Origin of the sequence: Nonomuraea thailandensis, assembly GCF_024172165.1 — a bacterium.
GTDB classification, from domain to species: Bacteria; Actinomycetota; Actinomycetes; order Streptosporangiales; family Streptosporangiaceae; genus Nonomuraea; species Nonomuraea thailandensis.
The window spans coordinates 1757136-1775251 of sequence record NZ_JAMZEB010000002.1; the positions used below are offsets into that span (position 1 = coordinate 1757136).

The window sequence follows — 18116 nt, forward strand, 5'->3', positions numbered from 1 at the left end:
GTCAGGCGATACATTCCGGGCGTGTCCTCCTCCCCGCAACTCGCCCTGCTGGTCAACCCCGCCGCGCGCGGCGGGCGTACGCTGCGCCTGCTCGAGCCCGTGGCGCGCCGGCTGCGTGCCGGAGGGGCCGAGCTGACGGTGATCGTCGGTGACGACGCCACCGACGCGCTGGAGCGTGCCTGCACCGCCGTGTCCGAGCGCCCCGACGCCCTGGTGGCCTTCGGCGGCGACGGCCTGGTGCACCTGGCCGTGCAGGCGGTGGCCGGCACGGACGTGCCGCTCGGCATCATCCCCGCGGGCACCGGCAACGACTTCGCCGCCGCGCTCGGCCTGCCCCGCCACGACCTCGTCGCCGCCGCGGGCACCGTGCTGCGCATGAAGTCGCGCCGCGTCGACGCCGCCCGCATCCGCGCGGGGACGGCCGAGGAACTGTTCGCCGGGGTCGCGTGCTGCGGGTTCGACTCCCGCGTCAACGAACGGGCCAACCGGCTCACCTGGCCGCCGGGGATGGCCCGGTACATGGTGGCCACGGCGCGCGAGCTGCGCTCGTTCCGGCCGGTCCCCTTCCGCCTCACGCTGGACGGCGGCGAGGTGGTCGAGCGGGAGGCCATGCTGGTGGCGATCGCCAACACGCGCTCGTACGGGGCGGGCATGCGGGTCTGCCCGGACGCCCGGCCCGACGACGGGCTGCTGGACGTGGTGATGATCGGCGCCGTGACCAAGGGGGAGTTCCTGCGGGTGTTCCCCGGCGTGTACCGGGGCAGGCACGTGACGCATCCCGCCGTGTCGGTGTGGCGCGTGCGCAGCGTGCGGGTCGAGGCCGAGGACCTGATCGCCTACGCCGACGGCGAACGGGTGGGAGCAGTGCCGGTGGAGTGCGAGGTCCGGCCAGGGGCGCTGCGCGTCATCGTATGAGATCTACTTTGTAAAGGCGCTTGGCCTGAACGGCGCGGCGCCGGCGATGAACACACCCGCGGGCGCCGCGAGGGCCGTAACAGGCGGGACGGACCGGAATGGCGATTTCGGTAGGCTGACGGGTATGACAACGCCAGCGGAACGCTACGCGGCCTTCCGTCAGAAGCACGGGGACGACGGGGCCGCTCTGAGATCGTTCCGAGGTCTCTACGACTTCGAGCTGGACGACTTCCAGCTGGACGCCTGCCGGGCCCTGGAGGCCGGAGACGGGGTCCTGGTGGCGGCGCCCACGGGCTCGGGCAAGACGGTCGTCGGGGAGTTCGCCGTCCACCTCGCCCTGGAGCAGGGCCGCAAGTGCTTCTACACGACGCCGATCAAGGCGCTGTCCAACCAGAAGTACAACGACCTGGTCAAGCGGTACGGCACCGCCAAGGTCGGCCTGCTGACCGGCGACAACAGCGTCAACGGCGAGGCGCCCATCGTGGTCATGACGACCGAGGTGCTGCGCAACATGCTCTACGCCGGCTCGGCGACGCTGGCCGGGCTCGGGTTCGCCGTGATGGACGAGGTGCACTACCTGGCCGACCGGTTCAGGGGCGCGGTGTGGGAAGAGGTCATCATCCACCTGCCCGACTCGGTGCGGCTGGTGGCGCTGTCGGCGACGGTGAGCAACGCCGAGGAGTTCGGCGAGTGGATGGGCGAGGTGCGCGGCGACACCACGGTGATCGTCGACGAGCACCGGCCGGTGCCGCTGTGGCAGCACATGATGGTCGGCAACCGCGTCTACGACCTGTTCATGACCGACGACCTGACGCCGCGCATCAACCCGACGCTGATGCGGGTGACGCGTGACGCCGAGCGGCTGACGGCGGGACGGGGCCGGCGGGGCTACGGCAGGCCGCAGCGCTCGCGCCCGCCGGACCGGGTGCAGGTGATCGAGAAGCTGGACTCCGAGGGGCTGCTGCCGGCGATCACGTTCATCTTCTCGCGGGCGGGCTGCCAGGCGGCGGTGCAGCAGTGCCTGTACGCGGGCATCCGGCTGACCACCGACCGCGAGCGGCACGAGATCAGGCAGCTCGTGGACGAGCGCACCGCGCACCTGCCCGACGAGGACCTGGCGGTGCTGGGCTACCTGGAGTGGCGCGACTGCCTGGAGCGGGGGCTGGCGGCCCATCACGCGGGCATGCTGCCGGCGTTCAAGGAGGTCGTGGAGGAGCTGTTCACGCGCGGCCTGGTCAAGGCGGTGTTCGCCACCGAGACGCTGGCGCTGGGCATCAACATGCCGGCCCGCAGCGTGGTGATCGAGAAGCTCGACAAGTGGAACGGCGAGACCCACGCCGATCTCACGCCGGGGGAGTACACCCAGCTCACCGGCCGGGCCGGGCGGCGCGGCATCGACGTCGAGGGCCACGCGGTGGTGCTGTGGCAGCCGGGCATGGATCCGCTGTCGGTGGCAGGGCTCGCGGGCACCCGTACGTATCCGCTGCGCTCCAGCTTCCAGCCGTCGTACAACATGGCGGTCAACCTGGTCGGCCAGTTCGGCCGGGAGCGTGCCAGGACGCTGCTGGAGGAGTCGTTCGCCCAGTTCCAGGCGGACCGGGCGGTCGTGGGGCTGGCCAAGCAGCTGCGCAAGCACGAGGAGGCGCTGGAGGGCTACCAGGAGGCGATGACGTGCCACCTGGGCGACTTCCCCGAGTACGCGGCGCTGCGGCGGCGCCTGTCGGACCGGGAGGCGGAGCTGTCGCGCCAGCGGGGCGCCGCGCGCCGGGCGGCGGCGGTGCGGTCGCTGGAGGCGCTGCAGCCCGGTGACGTCATCCGGGTGCCGGGAGGGCGGCGGGCGGGGCTGGCGATCGTGCTGGACCCGGGCCGCAACCCGCGCGGCACCGGTCCGAGCCCGCTGGTGCTGACGATCGGCAAGCAGATCAAGAAGCTCGACCCGGCCGACTTCCCGGTGCCGGTGGAGCCGCTGGAGAAGCTGCGCATCCCGAAGAACTTCAACGGCCGCTCGCCGAAGGAGCGGGCCAACCTCGTCTCCACGCTGCTGGCCAAGATCGGCGACCGCGACCTGGGCAAGCCGGTCAGGGCGCGCGACCACACGGTGGAGGACGACGAGGTCAACGAGCTGCGCCGGCGCATCCGCCAGCATCCGTGCCACGGCTGCGACGAGCGCGAGGACCACGCGCGCTGGGCCGAGCGGTACTACAAGCTGCTGCGGGAGACCGAGGGTCTGCGGCGCAGGGTCGAGGGGCGCTCGCACGTCATCTCGCGCACGTTCGACCGCATCTGCTCGGTGCTGGAGCAGCTCGGTTACCTCGACGGCGAGGCCGTCACCGACGAGGGGCGGCGGCTGGGCCGCCTCTACACCGAGCTGGACCTGCTGACCGCGGAGTCGCTGCGCAAGGGGCTGTGGGAGGAGCTGGACCCGGCGGAGCTGGCGGCGTGCGTGTCGGCGCTGGTGTTCGAGTCGCGGGCCTCCGACGACACCCGCCGGCCGAAGATCCCGGCGGGGCGGGCCCAGGACGCGCTGTCGGCGATGATCCGGCTGTGGGGCGAGCTGGAGGGCATCGAGTCCGACCACGGGCTGTCCACGATCAGGGAGCCCGATCTGGGGTTCGCGTGGGCGGCGTTCCGGTGGACGAAGGGGCACAGCCTCGACGCGGTGCTGATGGAGGGCGTCAACGGCAACGAGCTGGCCGCCGGTGACTTCGTGCGGTGGATCAAGCAGCTGATGGACCTGCTCGGCCAGCTGGGGAACGCGGCGCCGCCCGGGAGCAAGATCAAGCAGACCGCGGTGAAGGCGATGGACGCGATGCGGCGGGGTGTGGTGGCGTACTCGTCGCTCACCTGATCCGACCCCTTCGAGGATGCTCCCGAGAACTGGTTCTCGGGAGCATCTTTTGTTGCGGCTTTGCCGCTGCGTTGCCGTTTTACCTGTCGGCGGGCGGCTTTACGTCGCTGTCGCGAGCGCCTTTCCGGCCTGGTTTTACCAGTCAAGACTGCTTGAAATCGCCGAATTTCTGCTGATTTATCGCATTTCGGGTGCTAGCGTCCGATTTGTCAGTGTTCAGCCAACGGGGGAGGAATCATGGCGAACACGCAACTGTCTCAGGCCGGATACCGGCAAGGCTGGGGCTGCCGTCGTAGGCGCCGCTGCTACCGCAGGTGGAACTGCTGCAACCGCCGCCGGTGGTGGGGGTGCTAGAGCGCCCCGTTGAGAGCCGGCGGCTCAGCCGCCGGCTCTCATTGCGCGCCTCCGGCCGTGAGCTCGCGCCGGCGATTTCCATTCGCCGCACCTTTCGCGAATTCTGGCCGGACACCCGCGGATTGCGGAAGCTGTTCGCGGCCGGGGTGGTGTTCGCCATTCTGGCCGCGCTCTGCGAGGTAGCCGCGATCCGCCTGTTCGGGCACATCACCGACGAAGTGCTGACGACCCGCGAGCTGGGCGCCTTCTGGGTGCCCGCCATCTGGTGGCTCGGGCTCGCGGCGCTCGCCGGGGTGACGTCCTTCGCGGGGGCCTACGCCACCGCGCTGGGCGCCGAACGCTTCCTGCTGGCCCTGCGCGACCGCGTCTACGCGCACGTGCAGACGCTCGCCCCCGACTTCTCCGAGAAGCGGCGGCTGGGCGACCTGATGGCCCGCCTGACGGACGACATCGAGGCCATCGAGGAGCTCGTCGGGTCCGGGCTCGTGAAGCTCATCACCACGGTCGCCGGCGTGATCTTCTTCGCCGGGGCGGCGTTCCTCATCCGATGGGACCTCGCGCTGCTGACCATGGCGCTGATCCCGCTGTTCCTGGTGGTCTCGAAGGTGTTCGCGGGCCGGTTCAGGTCCGCGGCGGCGCTCGAGCGCGCCAGCAACGGCGCGATGAACAGCGTCCTGGAGGAGGGGCTGGCCAACCAGCCGCTCGTGCAGGCCTACAACCGGCAGGACGCCGAGTCCCGCCGGCTGCACCGCGAGGGCCGCGGCTGGCTGCGCGCCAACATGGCCCAGGCCTGGCTGGCCGGCCTCTACAGCCCGGTCGTCCAGGTCATCGAGACCGTCTGCCTGATCGTCATCCTCGGGTTCGGCGCGTGGGAGATCGCCGCCGGCCGGCTGACCCTCGGCGGGCTGCTCGCCTTCGCGGCCTACCTGGCCCTGCTCTACCCGGCAGTCCAGAGCCTGGGAGAGCTGGCCCTGACGGTCTCGGAGGCGGCGGCCGGCTCCGACAGGGTCATCGAGATCCTGCGGACCGGGCCGGCCGTGACCGACGCGCGCGACGCCGCGCCCGCCGGCCGCGGCCGGGGCCGCATCGCCTTCGAGCGGGTCGGCTTCGCCTACCCGGGCCGCGGGCGGCCGGTGCTGCGCGACCTGTCGTTCGCCGCCGAGCCCGGCGACGTCGTCGTCCTGGCCGGGCCCAGCGGGGCGGGCAAGTCCACCGTGGCCAAGCTGCTGCTGCGCTTCTACGACCCGGACGAGGGACGCATCCTGCTCGACGGCACCGACCTGCGGTGCCTGACGCGGGAGTCGCTGCGGGACAACGTGACGATCCTGCACCAGGAGACGCTGCTGTTCTCCGGCTCCGTACGCGAGAACATCGCCTACGGCCGGCCAGGAGCCACGCTCGACGAGGTGATCAGGGCGGCGGAGGCGGCCGGGGTGCACGACTTCGTCAAGGTGCTGCCCCACGGGTACGACACGCCGGTCGGGCAGCGGGGCCGCCTGCTGTCCGGCGGGCAGCGGCAGCGGATCGCGATCGCCAGGGCCATCCTGCGCGACACGCCGGTGCTGGTGCTCGACGAGCCCACCAGCGGGCTCGACGACGCCACGGCCGCCCAGGTGATGCGGCCGCTGGAGCGGCTCATGGCCGGGCGGACGACGCTGCTCATCACGCACGACCTGCGGCATCTGCCGGACAGGGCGCGCGTGGTGGCGCTGGAGCCGGTGCCTCGGGAGGAGCGGATCCGGCTCAAGCGGGTCGGCATGCCGCCCCGCGGGCCCCGCTCCCCGGCGCCCGACCGTCCGGCGGCATCCGACCGCCCGGCGGCATCCGACAGCTCGGGCGCATCCGGCCGTCCGGTGGTGCCTCAACGGCTGGCGGTACCCGGCCGGCCTGCGGCTTCCGGTCGTTCGGCCGCTGCCGCTCGTTCGGCGGCTTCCGGTCGTTCGGAGACATCCGGCTGCTCGGCGGCGTCCGGTTGCGAGGGAGCGTCGGCGTCACCCGGGCCCTCGTGACGCATCGCCTGTCACGCGCGGCGCCCGTCCCACTGCGGTGGGGCGGGCGCCGTCCTGTGAGGGACGGGTGCGGGCGGTTTGTCGGTCGGCGGGCACAGGCGAGCGGTCAGAGGTGGCCGGCACAGGGGGCGCAGGCAAGCGGCACAGGTGGTGGCCAGGGGTGGGCGGGCTTGGGTGGTGGAGGTCGCGGGAAGCGGGGTTCCTGGGTGGTATGGGTGGGAAGGTCCTCGGTAGAATCGGAGAGCTCTCTCCGTTTGTCGTGAAGGCAGGTCGAGGTCATGGGCGACGATCACAGCGCCGCCAGGCCGCTGCGCGCCGACGCCCGCCGCAACCGCGAGCGGGTCCTGCAGATCGCGCAGGAGGCCCTGGCCAGCGACGGGCTGACCATCTCCTTCGACGAGATCGCCAGGCGGGCCGGGTTCGGGGTCGGCACGGTCTACCGGCACTTCCCCACCAAGGAGGCGCTGGTCGAGGCGGTGCTGCTGGGGCGGATCGAACGGTTCGTGGCCGACGCCAGGGCGCTGGCCACCGCCGAGGACGCGGGGCGGGCGTTCTTCGGCTGGTTCACGACCGTGGTCGAGCAGGCCGCGGCCAACCAGGCGCTGTGCGACATGCTGGAGAGCGGCTCCGGGATGGCGCTGCGGCCGGGCTCCACGCTGGCCGACGACTTCGCCGCGGCGCTGGCCAGGCTGCTGGCCCGGGCCCAGCGGGTCGGGGCGGTGCGGGGCGACCTGCAGGCGCGGGACGTCCACGACCTGCTGCGCGGCTGCCTGGCCGCCGAGCGCCGCGCCCGCGCCAGGGGCGGGGCGGTGCGGATGGCGGAGGTCATCTGCGAGGGCATGCGCGCGAAGTCCTCCTCACCGCCGCCGACCTTCTGATCGCGAGCCGGGGCGGGTCAGGGGGCGAGGGTGAAGCGGACCTCGCGGGTGGACGGGTCGGACTGGGTGAGCCGTACCGTGACCTGCTCGCCGAGCGGGAGCGCGCCGTCGCAGCGGGCGATGACCGCCGGGTCCACGAGCTGCACCTGCCCGCCGCCGCGCCGTTCGTCCACGTCGATCACCACCGCCTCGAACGCCTGCCCGATCCGATCGCGCAGCAGGAACGCCTCCACGAGGTCCACGCACGCCCGTTCCACCGCCCCCGCGCGCCGCCCGGAAGCCGCCATGAGGTCCGGTAGGAGCGGGAGCGCGGCCCGCACGGAGGCCGGGACCGGCTCGCCCGCCGCGACCGCCAGGCACACCTCGGTCGCGTACCGGTCGACCAGGCGCCGCAGCGGGGCCGTGACGTGCGCGTACGGGGCCGCGACCGCCGAGTGCTCGGCCAGCCGGGGCGGCGCGCCGTCGAAGGCCACGTAGGCGGCCCCGCGCAGCAGCACCTTCGACTCGTGCAGGAACGCCGCGTGCCGCCCCGCCTTCGGGTCCAGCCCGTGCACGACGGCGCCGTACCCGGCTCCCTCCGGCCACGGCACGTCGAGCGCCTGCGCCACGCGGCGCACCTTGGCCAGGTCGCCCCGCTGCGGGCCCGGCAGCACGCGCAGCACGCCGATCTCGGCGTCGAGCATCATCGTGGCCGCCGCCATGCCGGTCAGCAGGGAGATCTGCGCGTTCCACGCCTCGGCGGGCAGCGGCAGCCGGAACTCCAGGCGGTAGCCGCCGTCGTCGTGCACCACCTCCTGGTCGGGCGTGGGCAGGGTGACGCCGCCGCGCTCGCGTTCCAGCGCCAGCCGCAGCTCGCCGATCTCGGCCAGCAGCTCCAGGACGCCGTCGGCGGTGCCGGTGTCGTGGACCGCCTGCACGTAGTCGTAGTCGTAGCGCTCGCGGCTGCGGACGAGGGCGCGCTGGACGTCGGCGCCCACGGTGCGGCCGTCGGAGTCGAGGTCGATCCGCCACACCACCGCGGGCCGCAGCGCGCCGGGCAGCAGGCTGGCCGCGTCCTCCGACAGCGCCGGCGGGTGCAGCGGCACCTTGCCCGCCGGCAGGTAGACGGTCTCGCCCCGGGTGCGGGCCTCGGCGTCGAGCACGCCGCCCGGGCGCAGGAACGCGCCGACGTCGGCGATGGCGTACCAGACGCGGTAGCCGGCACGCAGCCGCTCCAGGTGCACGGCCTGGTCGAGGTCCATCGAGCCGGGCGGGTCGATGGTCACGAACGGGACGTCCGTCATGTCCTCGGCGTCCAGCCGCGGCACCTTGGCCACCCAGGCGGCCTCGTCGAGCACGGCGCGGGGGAAGCCGCCGGGCAGCTTCAGCTCCCGCCTGATCCTTTCGAACCCGTCCTCCAGCTTGAGGGGTATCTGATCGGGAACCTGAATCGTAGGCACGCGTGACAACCTACAGGCGCGCGAGCGGAGGGGTCAGCTGAGGTGCTGGTCCAGGCCGGTGATGCGGAGCAGGCGGCGCATGTTCGGCGGCACGCCCTGGATGTGCAGCCGGGTGCGCTGGTTGACGGCCTGGTTCTGGACGGAGACGAGGATGCCGAGCCCGGCCGCGTCGATGAACGACAGGCGGCTCATCTCGATGACCAGCTCGGTGTCGGCGCGGCGCGAGCGGCCCGCCTCCTGCAGCAGCGCGAGCAGGTGGCTGCGGAACTGCTCGGTGGTGGCGATGTCGAGCTCACCGGCCACGCTCACGGTGAGAGTCCCCTTGCGGCGGCTGGTGGTCAGGTGTAGTGGATCCATATCCGGCTCCGCGCTCTCTCAGGGCCGGGATCATCCCGTCGGTAGCGCGGACCCGCCCTTTGGCACCAGATGTCATGAATACGTCACATAGAGCGACTGTGTGCTTCCGGTTTGGAGTGTACATGCCTGTACGCGCACGTCGAGAGGGCGGCTGCGATTCGGGTAGACAGGAGAATTCCTCAGGAAAACAATTCCGGTTACCAGATAGAAGAAAGTTCATCCTTTGGACATGGGACGGACGGATCGGCCCTCCGTGCTGTGGTCCGGCCGGATGTGAACAGCGCCGCCACGCTGATCTCAATTCACGGAAATATCGGTATTTGTCGGGAGCGATCACTACGCTGCTAGCCCTGTCGGAATACGAGGGGAAAGCGAACCAAGATCGTGTTAATCGCAGTCGCAGTACTGGCCGCCGCCGTGGTGGGCGCGGTGGCCTGGTGGCTCCGCCGGAACGGGGCCTCCGACGGGGACCCGGCGAGCGGTGAGGGCCCGGGCACGCCCGAGCCAGGGCCGAGACGGGGATGGGAGCTGCTGCTGACATCCGAGGCCGAGGCGGCGTTCATGGAGGGCCTGCGGGCCTACCACGAGGCGGGAGGGGCGTTGCGGGTGGGCGCGGAGCAGGGGGTGCTCAGCACGTACGAGCCGCCGCGGCTCATCTCCCTGCACCTGCTCGCCGACGCCTTCGCCGCCCGGGGGGACGCGGCCCTGCACGACCCGCAGGGGACGGTGGAGACGCTGCTGGAGCGGCTGGCCGCCGCCGAGCGGCCGGGGGTGCTGCACCTGCGGGCCGGATGGCTGGAGGGGGAGGTGGACGGCATGGACGCCGTCCGCTTCGCCGCGGCCGTGGGCGAGGCCGTACGACCGGGCGGCTGGACGGCCGACGCGCGCCTTGGAGCGTTGCAGATCACCGTGCCCGGCGACGAGGCCGGAGCGAGCACGGGGGACGCCGGCGAGGACGCAACGGCCGGGGAGGCCGGGCCGGGAAGCGGTGACAGGGCGCTCACGCACGTCAACGGCACGCCGATCAAGCAACTCGCCGCCACCAAGGCCGCCGCCACGAAGGCGGGCGGCAAGGCGCCGGACGCCAGTGCGCCGGACGCCAGTGCGCCGGACGCCAGTGCGCCGGACGGCGGTGTGCAGGACGGCGGTGTGCAGGACGGCGGTGTGCAGGACGGCGGTGTGCAGGACGCCAGTGCGCCGGACGGCGGCGCGGGGGTCGGCGACGCGAAGGCCGGCGAGGGAGGTGCCACCGAGGAGAGCGTCACCGGGAGGAGCGTCCACGAGGCGAACACGCTGATGCTGGACCTGGCCCGGGTGCTCGACCTCTACCAGGAGGCCCGCGCCCAGCGGCCGGACGCCGAGGCGCAGACGCTGCTGCGCGAGACCGTCCCCCGGCTGATCGCCTCCTCCGGCCCCGGCGTGACCTGGACGAGACCGCCGGGACCGGGTGAGCTGCGCACCGTGCTGGGGAGCACACCGGAGCTGCGCTGATGGCCGGGCGGAGTTCACGGGTGCTGCGCGGCTCGCTGGCCGCGGTGGCCATGCTGGCGGTCTTCGGGGCGGGGCTGTGGACGGTCTCGCGGATCGACCCGGCCACCGCCCCGCCGCGGGCGGAGCCCACTGCCGAGCCCGCCGGGGAGACCCCGGAGGAGGAGCCGCTCCAGGTCACCGTCGAGCCGCGCCGCGTGCCCGCCGGGACGCGGGAGGTGCGGGTGACAGCCATGTGCACCGCGCCCGCCGGCGAGGTCGCCGCCCAGTCCGGCGCCTTCGCCGACATCCGGGGCTTCGCCCGGAGCCCGTCGGGCGCGGCCATGTCCGCCGACGCGACGCTGGATCCCGCGCTCCCGCCCGGCAGGCATCACGTGTTCGCCAGGTGCGGCACCCGGTTCGGCGCCGCCGAGCTGGAGATCTCACCGGGCCGGGGCCGTCCGGAGCGCTCGGGGCCGGAGCGCTCCGCCACGACGCGGATCGCGCTCGCCCCGGCCCGTCCGGGGGACTGGCGCGACCACCCGGACGGCGAGCCGGCCGGCACCCCGCTCGATCCGGGCTCGACCCTCGTGCGGGTCCAGATCACCCACGAGGTGCGGGTGCCCGCCGACGATCCCGAGGTGGCGGCCGTGCGCGCGGGCGCGGCCGGTCGTGACCCGGGCTGGTTCGTCGCCGAGCGGCTGGGCGTCTTCGAGGTGGTGGCGTCCGAGTTCCTGCTGCAACTGGCGTACGCCACACCGGTCGTCAGGACGGAGAGCGGCTCGCGCGAGGCGGTCATCACCTACACCGGCCTCTACTACGGTGCCCTGTCCGCCAACACCAACCGCGCCGTCGGCGTCGAGTACCGGCCGCCAGAAGGCGGGACCGCTCCCCGGCCGACCGCCCACGAGATCGTCCTGACCGCCACCGGCTGGACGGTGGCGGGGGTGAGCGGCCCGCCTCCGCTGGCGCAGGACGCGCACCTGCTGCGTCTCAACGGTGGCGACAGTCACATCAAGGTGGCCTTCGCCGAGGACGGGCGGAACGCGTCCGTGGCCCACTACGTCACGCAGGACGGGGGGATCGCCGCGCACCTGGAAGGCAGCGACTCGGAGGAGTACGAGGCCGAGCTCCATGACGCGCCCGCGCCGGACGACTGGTGGACGGAGGAGCCCTTCACCTTCCTGGGCCGGGTCTGGAAGGCGTTGCTCACGGTGGGGCTGGTTGCGGCCGGGCTGACCCTCCTCTACTCCCTGGCCCGCGCGCTCGGTGGCGCGTGGTGGCGCCGCCCCCGCAACGGGGTGCTCGCGGCCCTGGTGGTGGGCGGGTCCGGCGTGTCCTGGTTCGGCTCCGAGGCCGTGAGCGTGGAGGGTGCGGCACTGGCGATCGTGGCGGGCGTCCCGGCGCTGGCCCTGCACTCGACGTACCGCGCCGCGCGGGGGCACAGTGACCTGCCGGTGCAGGCGGCGGCGTTGTTCGGGGCGCTGGCGGGCCTCGTCCTGGCGGCGTGGCCGCTGGCGGCCTCCTTCGGCGCCTGGCCCGCGGCCGGGGTGCTGGCCGTCGCGGCGGGGGCCGCGGGGGTGACGGTCGCCGTGCCCGGGCAGCGCCGCCGCCTGCCCCTGGCCGGCCTGACGCTGCTGGCCGCCGGGGCGATGCTGTCCGGCATGGCGGTGCTGTCGGGGCTCACCCCGCCGCATCTCCTGTGGCAGGGGCTGCTGGTGCTCGGCTGGGCCGCCCTGGTGTTCGGCTGGGTGAGCGAGGCGAGTCACCGGTGGTCGGCGGCGAGCGCGGTCCGGTGGGTGGTGGCGGCGTCGGTGGTGCTGGGCGTGCAGGTCTACGCCACGATCATGCTGGACTCGCGCAGCAGCTGGATGACCCTGGAGTGGGACGACCTGCTGGGCGTCGCCGGGACGGTGGCGTTCATGGGCGTGCCCCTGCTGGCGCTGGTGATGCTCGTCGTACGCGTGCGCCGCCTCGGCCAGGGCCCCGCCGGCCTCACCGAGCCGGCCGCCTTCCACACGGCGATGTTCTTCCTGCTGCTCATGCGCGTCCAGGCCGGCGGCCCCGCCTCGGGCCTGCTGGTGCTGCTGGTGTGGGCGGGCGTGTTCGTCCTGCTGCCGCCGCCGCGGGCGGAGCTGCTGCGGCCGGTCCAGCCGGAGGAGCACCGGCTGCTCGTCCGCGATCTGATCAAACGCCGGTCGGCCCGCGCCGCGCTGACGGCGCTGCTGCGGGATCCGGGTGAGGGCGACGACTTCGAGCAGCGGCGGCAGGCGCTGGAGCAGGCGGGCGACGAGCGCGACGGGCCGCTCGACCCCGACCTCGCGCTCACCACCCTGGCCGGGCGCACCCCCTGGCAGAACGGGCTGGCCTCGCTGGGGGTGGGGGCGGTGCTGTCGCTGCCGTACTCGGTGGTGCGGATCGCGGAATCGGTGCGCGGCCAGCAGAGCAGCGCCACCGAGCTGGCCGCCGCCGTGCTGGCGCTGCTGTCGCTGCCCGTGCTGAGCATGGTGTTCGGCTACTTCTACCCGCGCGTGCGCGGCACGCATCCGATCGCCAAGTCCCTGGCGTTCTTCCTGACGGCTCTGCTCGTCGAGCTGCCCACGTACGGGTACACGCTCGTCATGGCCACCATCGCGCAGAGCGACCTGCCGGTGCTGGAGCTGCCCACCACCGACGAGGCGCTCGTCGGCGTGCTCGTGGCGGTGGGCAACATCGCCGTGGTCAGCATCGGGCTGGGCCTGTGGTGGGAGTGGCGGCTCATGTGGCTGGCGGGCGAGCCGTGGGGCCGCATCAGGGACGTGCGCACGCTGCGCGCCCTGGCCGCGCCGCTGGCCGCGGTGGCCATCGCCATCGCGACGACGGCGGCGACCGCGCTGGTCAGCAACGTGATCGCGCCGCTGCCCAGCGGGCCGGCCGTGGAGTCGTCCCCGGCGCCGTCGCGCACGCCGTGACGGGCTAGTTCTCCGCGCGGCCGTTGCGCCAGTAGCCCATGAACGCCACCGAGCGCCGGTCCATGCCGCGCTCGGCGACGAGGTGCCGGCGGAGCGTCTTGATCACGGACGCCTCGCCGGCCAGCCACGCGTACAGCGGCCCGTAGTCGACGTCCTCCTCCGGCGGCACCTCCCACAGCTCCTCGGCGTCCACGTCCACGTCCACGAAGTCGGCGGACGCCGGAGCGGGTGAGGCGGCGGGGGAGGAGGGGAGCAGGCGGCCGGCGGCGGCGCGGACGGCGGGGACGAGCCGGGCGCCGCGCTCGCCGCCGTTCCTGGCCAGCCAGGTGACCTTGACCGAGGCGGGGGTCTCGACGGGCAGGGCGTCGTCGTCGCAGGGCACCTCCATGAGCACCTCGCCGTTCAGGTGGGCGGGCAGGCGCTCCAGGATGCCGCAGATGGCGGGGACGGCGGTCTCGTCGCCGGCGATGAGCACGCAGCCCGTGCCGGCGGGCGGATGGAACTCCAGCCCGCCGTGGCGGCCTTCGAAGCGGGAGGTCGGGCCGTAGAGGGCGGCGACGTCGCCGGGCCGCACGCCTTCGGCCCAGCGCGCGACGGGGCCGCCGTCGGGGTGCATGACGACGTCCACGTCGACCTCGCCGGCTTCGGGGCGGACCAGCCTGGCCGTGTACGTGCGCATCGGGTTGCGCCTGGCCTCGTCCAGCTCGCGCCAGCGCAGGAACCAGTCCTGGCCGGTGGGCAGGTGGGCCATGCCGTGCTCGGGGACCGGGAGGAGGAGCTTGAGCCGCTGGTCGAAGCCGTTGTCCGCGAAGTGGTGCAGGTCCTCGCCGGTGAAGGTCACCCGCAGGAACGACGGGCTCAGCCGTTCGAGCCGGTCCACCCGTACGTGGAACATGTGATAGGGCTCGCTCATCCCCGAGATCTCCGATCTAGATTAGGTGAGCCTAACCTAAACGATCGTGACGATTCATGCCACTCGCGATCGATCGCCCTTGGTGATCGGCATGTCGCGATGGGTGGATGTGCGCAGGTCGCGACGGTGCGCACAGCGCGAAATGGGCGGTGTGATGAAAGTTTCACGGTCGATTGACAGCGGGAAAGCGCTTACCTATGTTGTGGGCTGTTCGCTCACACGTACGGCTGTCACATACGTGGACGAATGCTCGCTGGGGGGACACCAGGCAGCAGGCCGCACAGGACCTGCTCGAGGCCACAGCAAGGAGCGTGGATCGTGCGACAGAGAATCAACGGCAGCGCTGCTGCTCTCACCGCGATCGTCCTGTCCCTGGCCGGCGTCACGGTGGCCGGCGTCGCAGCCGCCTCGTCGGCCGCCGCCGCACCGGCGCCGGGGACGTACACGGTGGTGAACAACGGCAGCGGCCTGTGCCTCACCGTGCCGGGGGCCAGCACGTCGGACGCCGTGCAGCTCACGCAGACCGGCTGCGGCGGCGCCGCGCAGACCTGGACGCTGGCGGCGAGCGGCGGCGGCTACACGCTCAGGGCCGCCCACAGCGGCAAGTGCGCGGGCGTCAGGGACGCCAGCACCTCGGCGGGCAAGGCCGTTCAGCAGGAGAGCTGCACCGGCGCCTCGTCCCAGACGTGGACGCTGCCCGAGTCGGGCTCCACCGTCCGGGTCGTCAACGCCAACGGCGGCAAGTGCCTCAACACCAAGGACAACTCGACCGCGTCCGGCGCCCTGGTGCAGCAGAACTCGTGCGACTCCGTCGCGACCAAGCAGTGGCGGCTCGTCCCGGCCGGCGGCGACCCCACCGACCCGCCGGACCCGACCGACCCGCCCACCACGCCTCCTCCCAACCCCCCGACCGGCATGGTCGGCTGGGCCACCCAGGGCGGCGGCACCACCGGCGGCGGCAACGCCTCGCCGACCACCGTCACCAGCGCCTCGGCCCTGACCAGCGCGCTGTCGTCCAGCAGCGCCGCGGTGATCAGGGTGTCGGGCACGATCTCCTGCTCCGGCATGCTGCGCGTGGCCTCCAACAAGACCGTGCTGGGCAACTCGGGCGCGGTGATCTCCGGCTGCGGGTTCAACATCTCCGAGGCCTCGAACGTGATCGTGCGCAACCTCACCTTCCGCGGCTGGAACGACGACGCGATCAACGTGCAGTACTCGACCCGCGTCTTCATCGACCACAACACCTTCACCGACGGCTACGACGGCGCCGTGGACGTCAAGCGGGCCAGCGACTACGTCACCATCTCCTGGAACAAGGTCACCGGCCACGACAAGGTCATGCTGCTCGGCCACGACGACGGCAACGGCAGCGAGGACCGCGGCCACCTGCGCGTGACCTACCACCACAACTGGTTCGACGGCACCAACCAGCGCCACCCGCGCGTGCGGTTCGGCAACCCGGTGCACGTCTACAACAACTACTACGGCAGCGTCGGCGGCTACGGCGTGGCCTCCACCGAGGGCGCGGGCGTGCTCGTGGAGGGCAACTACTTCGAGAACACCGACGACCCGTTCCACCTCGGCGAGGGTGACTCGGGGCCGGGCACCCTGGTCGCGCGCAACAACCACTTCGTCAACTCCGGCAGCGGGCAGAGCGGCGGCAGCGTCGCCTCCATCCCGTACTCGTACTCGCTCGACAGCGCCTCCGGCGTCAAGTCGATCGTGACGGCGGGCGCGGGCGCCGGGCGCATCTCCGTCTGAGGCCTTCTCCCCGGCCCCTCCGGCGCCCGCCCGCCGGAGGGGCCTCGTCGTGCGCCGGCGCAAGCGGGGGAGGTAGCGTCGTAGCGCTGAACAGGTGTCCCCCTCCCTGACTAAGGAGCCCGACTTGTCTCCTGTGATCCTCTCCGCGGCGGGCGTCGCGCTGGTGCTCGACGACTCCGGCCCCGGCCTGCCGCGGGTGCGGCACTTCGGCGCCGGGCTCGGGCCCGTGGCCGGGCCCGGCCTGCTGCCGGCGCTGGCGGCCCCGGCCCCGCCGTTGCTGCCCGCCCAGGGTGACGGCTGGTACGGCCGCCCCGGCCTGTCAGGTGGCAGGGACGGCGAGCACTGGCCGGTCCGGTGGACGGTGGACGGGATCGACGTGTCGGCCGAGCCGGGCTCCGGCGGGTCGGTGACCGTGACGGCGTCCGATGCCAGGGCGGGCCTGCGGCTGGTGAGCGAGCTGGTCATGGACGGCGGCGGGCTGGTGCGGATGCGGCACACGGTGGCGAACGCCGAAATATCGCCCTATCGGGTGGCGGGGCTGGTGTGCGTGCTGCCCGTGCCGGCACGGGCCGGCGAGCTGCTGGACTTCACCGGCCGGTGGGCGCTGGAGAAGGTGCCGCAGCGAGCCGCGTTCGGGCAGGGCGCGTGGTCGAGGGAGAACCGCCGGGGCCGCACCGGGCACGACGCCACCGGGCTGCTGGCCGCCGGCACGCCGGGGTTCGGGTTCGGCCGCGGCGAGGTGTGGGCGGTGCACGCGGGCTGGAGCGGCGGCCACGTGCACTACGCCGAGCGGCTGGCCGAGGGCGTGGCGCTGCTGGGCGCGGGCGAGCTGCTCGAACCCGGCGAGGTCGTGCTGGCCGAGGGGGCGGGCTACAGCACGCCGTGGGTGTACTTCGCCTGGTCGGGCGGCGGCCTGGACGAGGTGAGCGCGCGGCTGCACGCGCACCTGCGCTCACGCCCGCTGCCGGTGCGTCCCGTCACGCTGAACAACTGGGAGGCCACCTACTTCGACCACGGCCTGGACCGGCTGCTGGAGCTGGCCGAGCGGGCCGCCGCGGCCGGGATCGAGCGGTTCGTGCTCGACGACGGCTGGTTCCGCCACCGCCGCCACGACCGGGCCGGCCTCGGCGACTGGTACGTGGACGAGGGCGTCTGGCCGGACGGCCTGCACCCGCTGGCCGACCGCGTGCGCAAGCTGGGCATGCAGTTCGGCCTCTGGTTCGAGCCCGAGATGGTCAACCCCGACTCCGACCTGGCCCGCGAGCACCCCGACTGGATCCTGGGGCACGCCGAGCGCCTGCCGCCGCCGCAGCGTCACCAGCAGGTCCTCGACCTGGCCAGACCGGAGGCGTACGCGTACCTGCTGGAACGGCTGGACACGCTGGTCGGCGAGTACGCGCTGGACTACATCAAGTGGGACCACAACCGCGACATCGCCGAGCCGGTGCACGACGGCGTGCCGGGCGTGCACGCGCAGACGCTGGCCACGTACCGGCTGCTGGACGAGCTGCGCGCCCGCCACCCCGGGCTGGAGATCGAGTCGTGCTCGTCGGGCGGCGCGCGTGTCGACTACGGCATCCTGGCCCGCACCGACCGGGTGTGGACCTCCGACAGCAACGACGCGCTCGACCGGCAGCAGATCCAGCGCTGGACGGGGCTGCTGGTGCCGCCGGAGCGGATGGGCTGCCACGTCGGCGCGCCGCGCGACCACGTCACCGGCCGCGCGCTGCCGCTGGCCTTCCGCGCCGCGACCGCGCTGTTCGGCCACATGGGCGTGGAGTGGGACCTGACCGCGGCGAGCCAGGAGGAGCTGGACGAGCTGGCCACGTGGATCGCGCTGCACAAGCGGCTGCGGCCCGTGCTGCACGCCGGGCGCGTGGTGCGCGCCGACCACCCGGACCCGTCGGCGCTGCTGCACGGCGTGGTGCTGCCCGAGCGGGCCGTGTACGCGTACGCGCAGCTCAGCTCCAGGCTTGAGATCGCGCCCGGCCCGCTGCGGCTGCCCGGCCTCGACCCGGAGGCCGTGTACGAGGTGCGCGTCGCCGGGCCCGCCCCCGAGGGCGCGGCGATGCCGCAGTGGACGGCCGAGCCGGTGCGGCTGCCCGGCGCCGTGCTGGGCGAGCTGGGGCTGCCCGCCCCGGCGCTGCGGCCCGCGTCCGCGCTGATCGTGGAGCTCGAACGGGTCTAGCCCCCGCGTCCGCGCTGATCGCGGGAGCTCGAACCG

Annotated in this window: 11 protein-coding genes; 8 read left to right on the forward strand and 3 right to left on the reverse strand. The window is 73.2% G+C overall.

Features of this window, described 5'->3' with window-relative positions; translation table 11 throughout:
- Positions 1 to 21: 21 nt before the first annotated feature.
- From HD597_RS12140 to HD597_RS12155, 4 genes are all read left to right on the forward strand, one after another.
- Positions 22 to 915 (forward strand): diacylglycerol/lipid kinase family protein, encoded by an 894-nt coding sequence (locus HD597_RS12140; RefSeq protein WP_253742117.1) that lies wholly within the window; start codon positions 22 to 24, stop codon positions 913 to 915.
- 124 nt (positions 916 to 1039) lie between these two features.
- Positions 1040 to 3763 carry a DEAD/DEAH box helicase gene (locus HD597_RS12145; protein WP_253742118.1) on the forward strand — a complete coding sequence of 908 codons (2724 nt, stop codon included), beginning with the start codon at positions 1040 to 1042 and terminating at the stop codon, positions 3761 to 3763.
- 476 nt (positions 3764 to 4239) lie between these two features.
- On the forward strand, positions 4240 to 6126 hold the full coding sequence (locus HD597_RS12150) for an ABC transporter ATP-binding protein (RefSeq protein WP_253742119.1): 1887 nt from the start codon (positions 4240 to 4242) through the stop codon (positions 6124 to 6126).
- 278 nt (positions 6127 to 6404) lie between these two features.
- Entirely contained in the window at positions 6405 to 7004 is a 600-nt protein-coding gene (locus HD597_RS12155; protein ID WP_253742120.1) for a TetR/AcrR family transcriptional regulator, read from the forward strand.
- Positions 7005 to 7021: 17 nt separating this feature from the next.
- Here HD597_RS12155 and HD597_RS12160 read toward each other — a convergent pair whose 3' ends face one another.
- Positions 7022 to 8443 carry an RNB domain-containing ribonuclease gene (locus tag HD597_RS12160; protein WP_253742121.1) on the reverse strand — a complete coding sequence of 474 codons (1422 nt, stop codon included), beginning with the start codon at positions 8441 to 8443 and terminating at the stop codon, positions 7022 to 7024.
- A 33-nt stretch (positions 8444 to 8476) separates the two neighbouring features.
- The gene (locus tag HD597_RS12165) at positions 8477 to 8800 is read right to left on the reverse strand and encodes an STAS domain-containing protein (RefSeq protein WP_253742122.1); all 324 of its coding nucleotides are present in this window, start codon (positions 8798 to 8800) and stop codon (positions 8477 to 8479) included.
- 384 nt (positions 8801 to 9184) lie between these two features.
- Here HD597_RS12165 and HD597_RS12170 point away from each other — a divergent pair, with 384 nt between their 5' ends.
- Both HD597_RS12170 and HD597_RS12175 read left to right on the forward strand, forming a co-directional pair.
- On the forward strand, positions 9185 to 10291 hold the full coding sequence (locus HD597_RS12170) for a hypothetical protein (protein WP_253742123.1): 1107 nt from the start codon (positions 9185 to 9187) through the stop codon (positions 10289 to 10291).
- Positions 10291 to 13218: a hypothetical protein gene (locus HD597_RS12175; protein ID WP_253742124.1), complete on the forward strand. Its 2928-nt coding sequence runs from the start codon at positions 10291 to 10293 to the stop codon at positions 13216 to 13218. The genes HD597_RS12170 and HD597_RS12175 overlap by 1 nt, the downstream gene beginning before the upstream one ends.
- Positions 13219 to 13222: 4 nt before the next feature.
- Here HD597_RS12175 and HD597_RS12180 read toward each other — a convergent pair whose 3' ends face one another.
- On the reverse strand, positions 13223 to 14131 hold the full coding sequence (locus tag HD597_RS12180) for a siderophore-interacting protein (RefSeq protein WP_253742125.1): 909 nt from the start codon (positions 14129 to 14131) through the stop codon (positions 13223 to 13225).
- Positions 14132 to 14449: 318 nt separating this feature from the next.
- On the opposite strand from HD597_RS12180, the gene HD597_RS12185 reads away from it, so the two are divergent.
- Positions 14450 to 15892, forward strand: a complete 1443-nt coding sequence (locus HD597_RS12185) for a pectate lyase family protein (RefSeq protein WP_253742126.1) — start codon at positions 14450 to 14452, stop codon at positions 15890 to 15892.
- 124 nt (positions 15893 to 16016) lie between these two features.
- Entirely contained in the window at positions 16017 to 18080 is a 2064-nt protein-coding gene (locus tag HD597_RS12190; protein WP_253742127.1) for an alpha-galactosidase, read from the forward strand.
- Positions 18081 to 18116 lie beyond the last annotated feature (36 nt).

Coding starts and splice junctions, on each gene's coding strand:
- HD597_RS12155 (WP_253742120.1), top strand. CDS start 6,405: ATGGGCGACGATCACAGCGCCGCCAGGCCGCTGCGCGCCGACGCCCGC.
- HD597_RS12180 (WP_253742125.1), bottom strand. CDS start 14,131: ATGAGCGAGCCCTATCACATGTTCCACGTACGGGTGGACCGGCTCGAA.
- HD597_RS12175 (WP_253742124.1), top strand. CDS start 10,291: ATGGCCGGGCGGAGTTCACGGGTGCTGCGCGGCTCGCTGGCCGCGGTG.
- HD597_RS12165 (WP_253742122.1), bottom strand. CDS start 8,800: ATGGATCCACTACACCTGACCACCAGCCGCCGCAAGGGGACTCTCACC.
- HD597_RS12145 (WP_253742118.1), top strand. CDS start 1,040: ATGACAACGCCAGCGGAACGCTACGCGGCCTTCCGTCAGAAGCACGGG.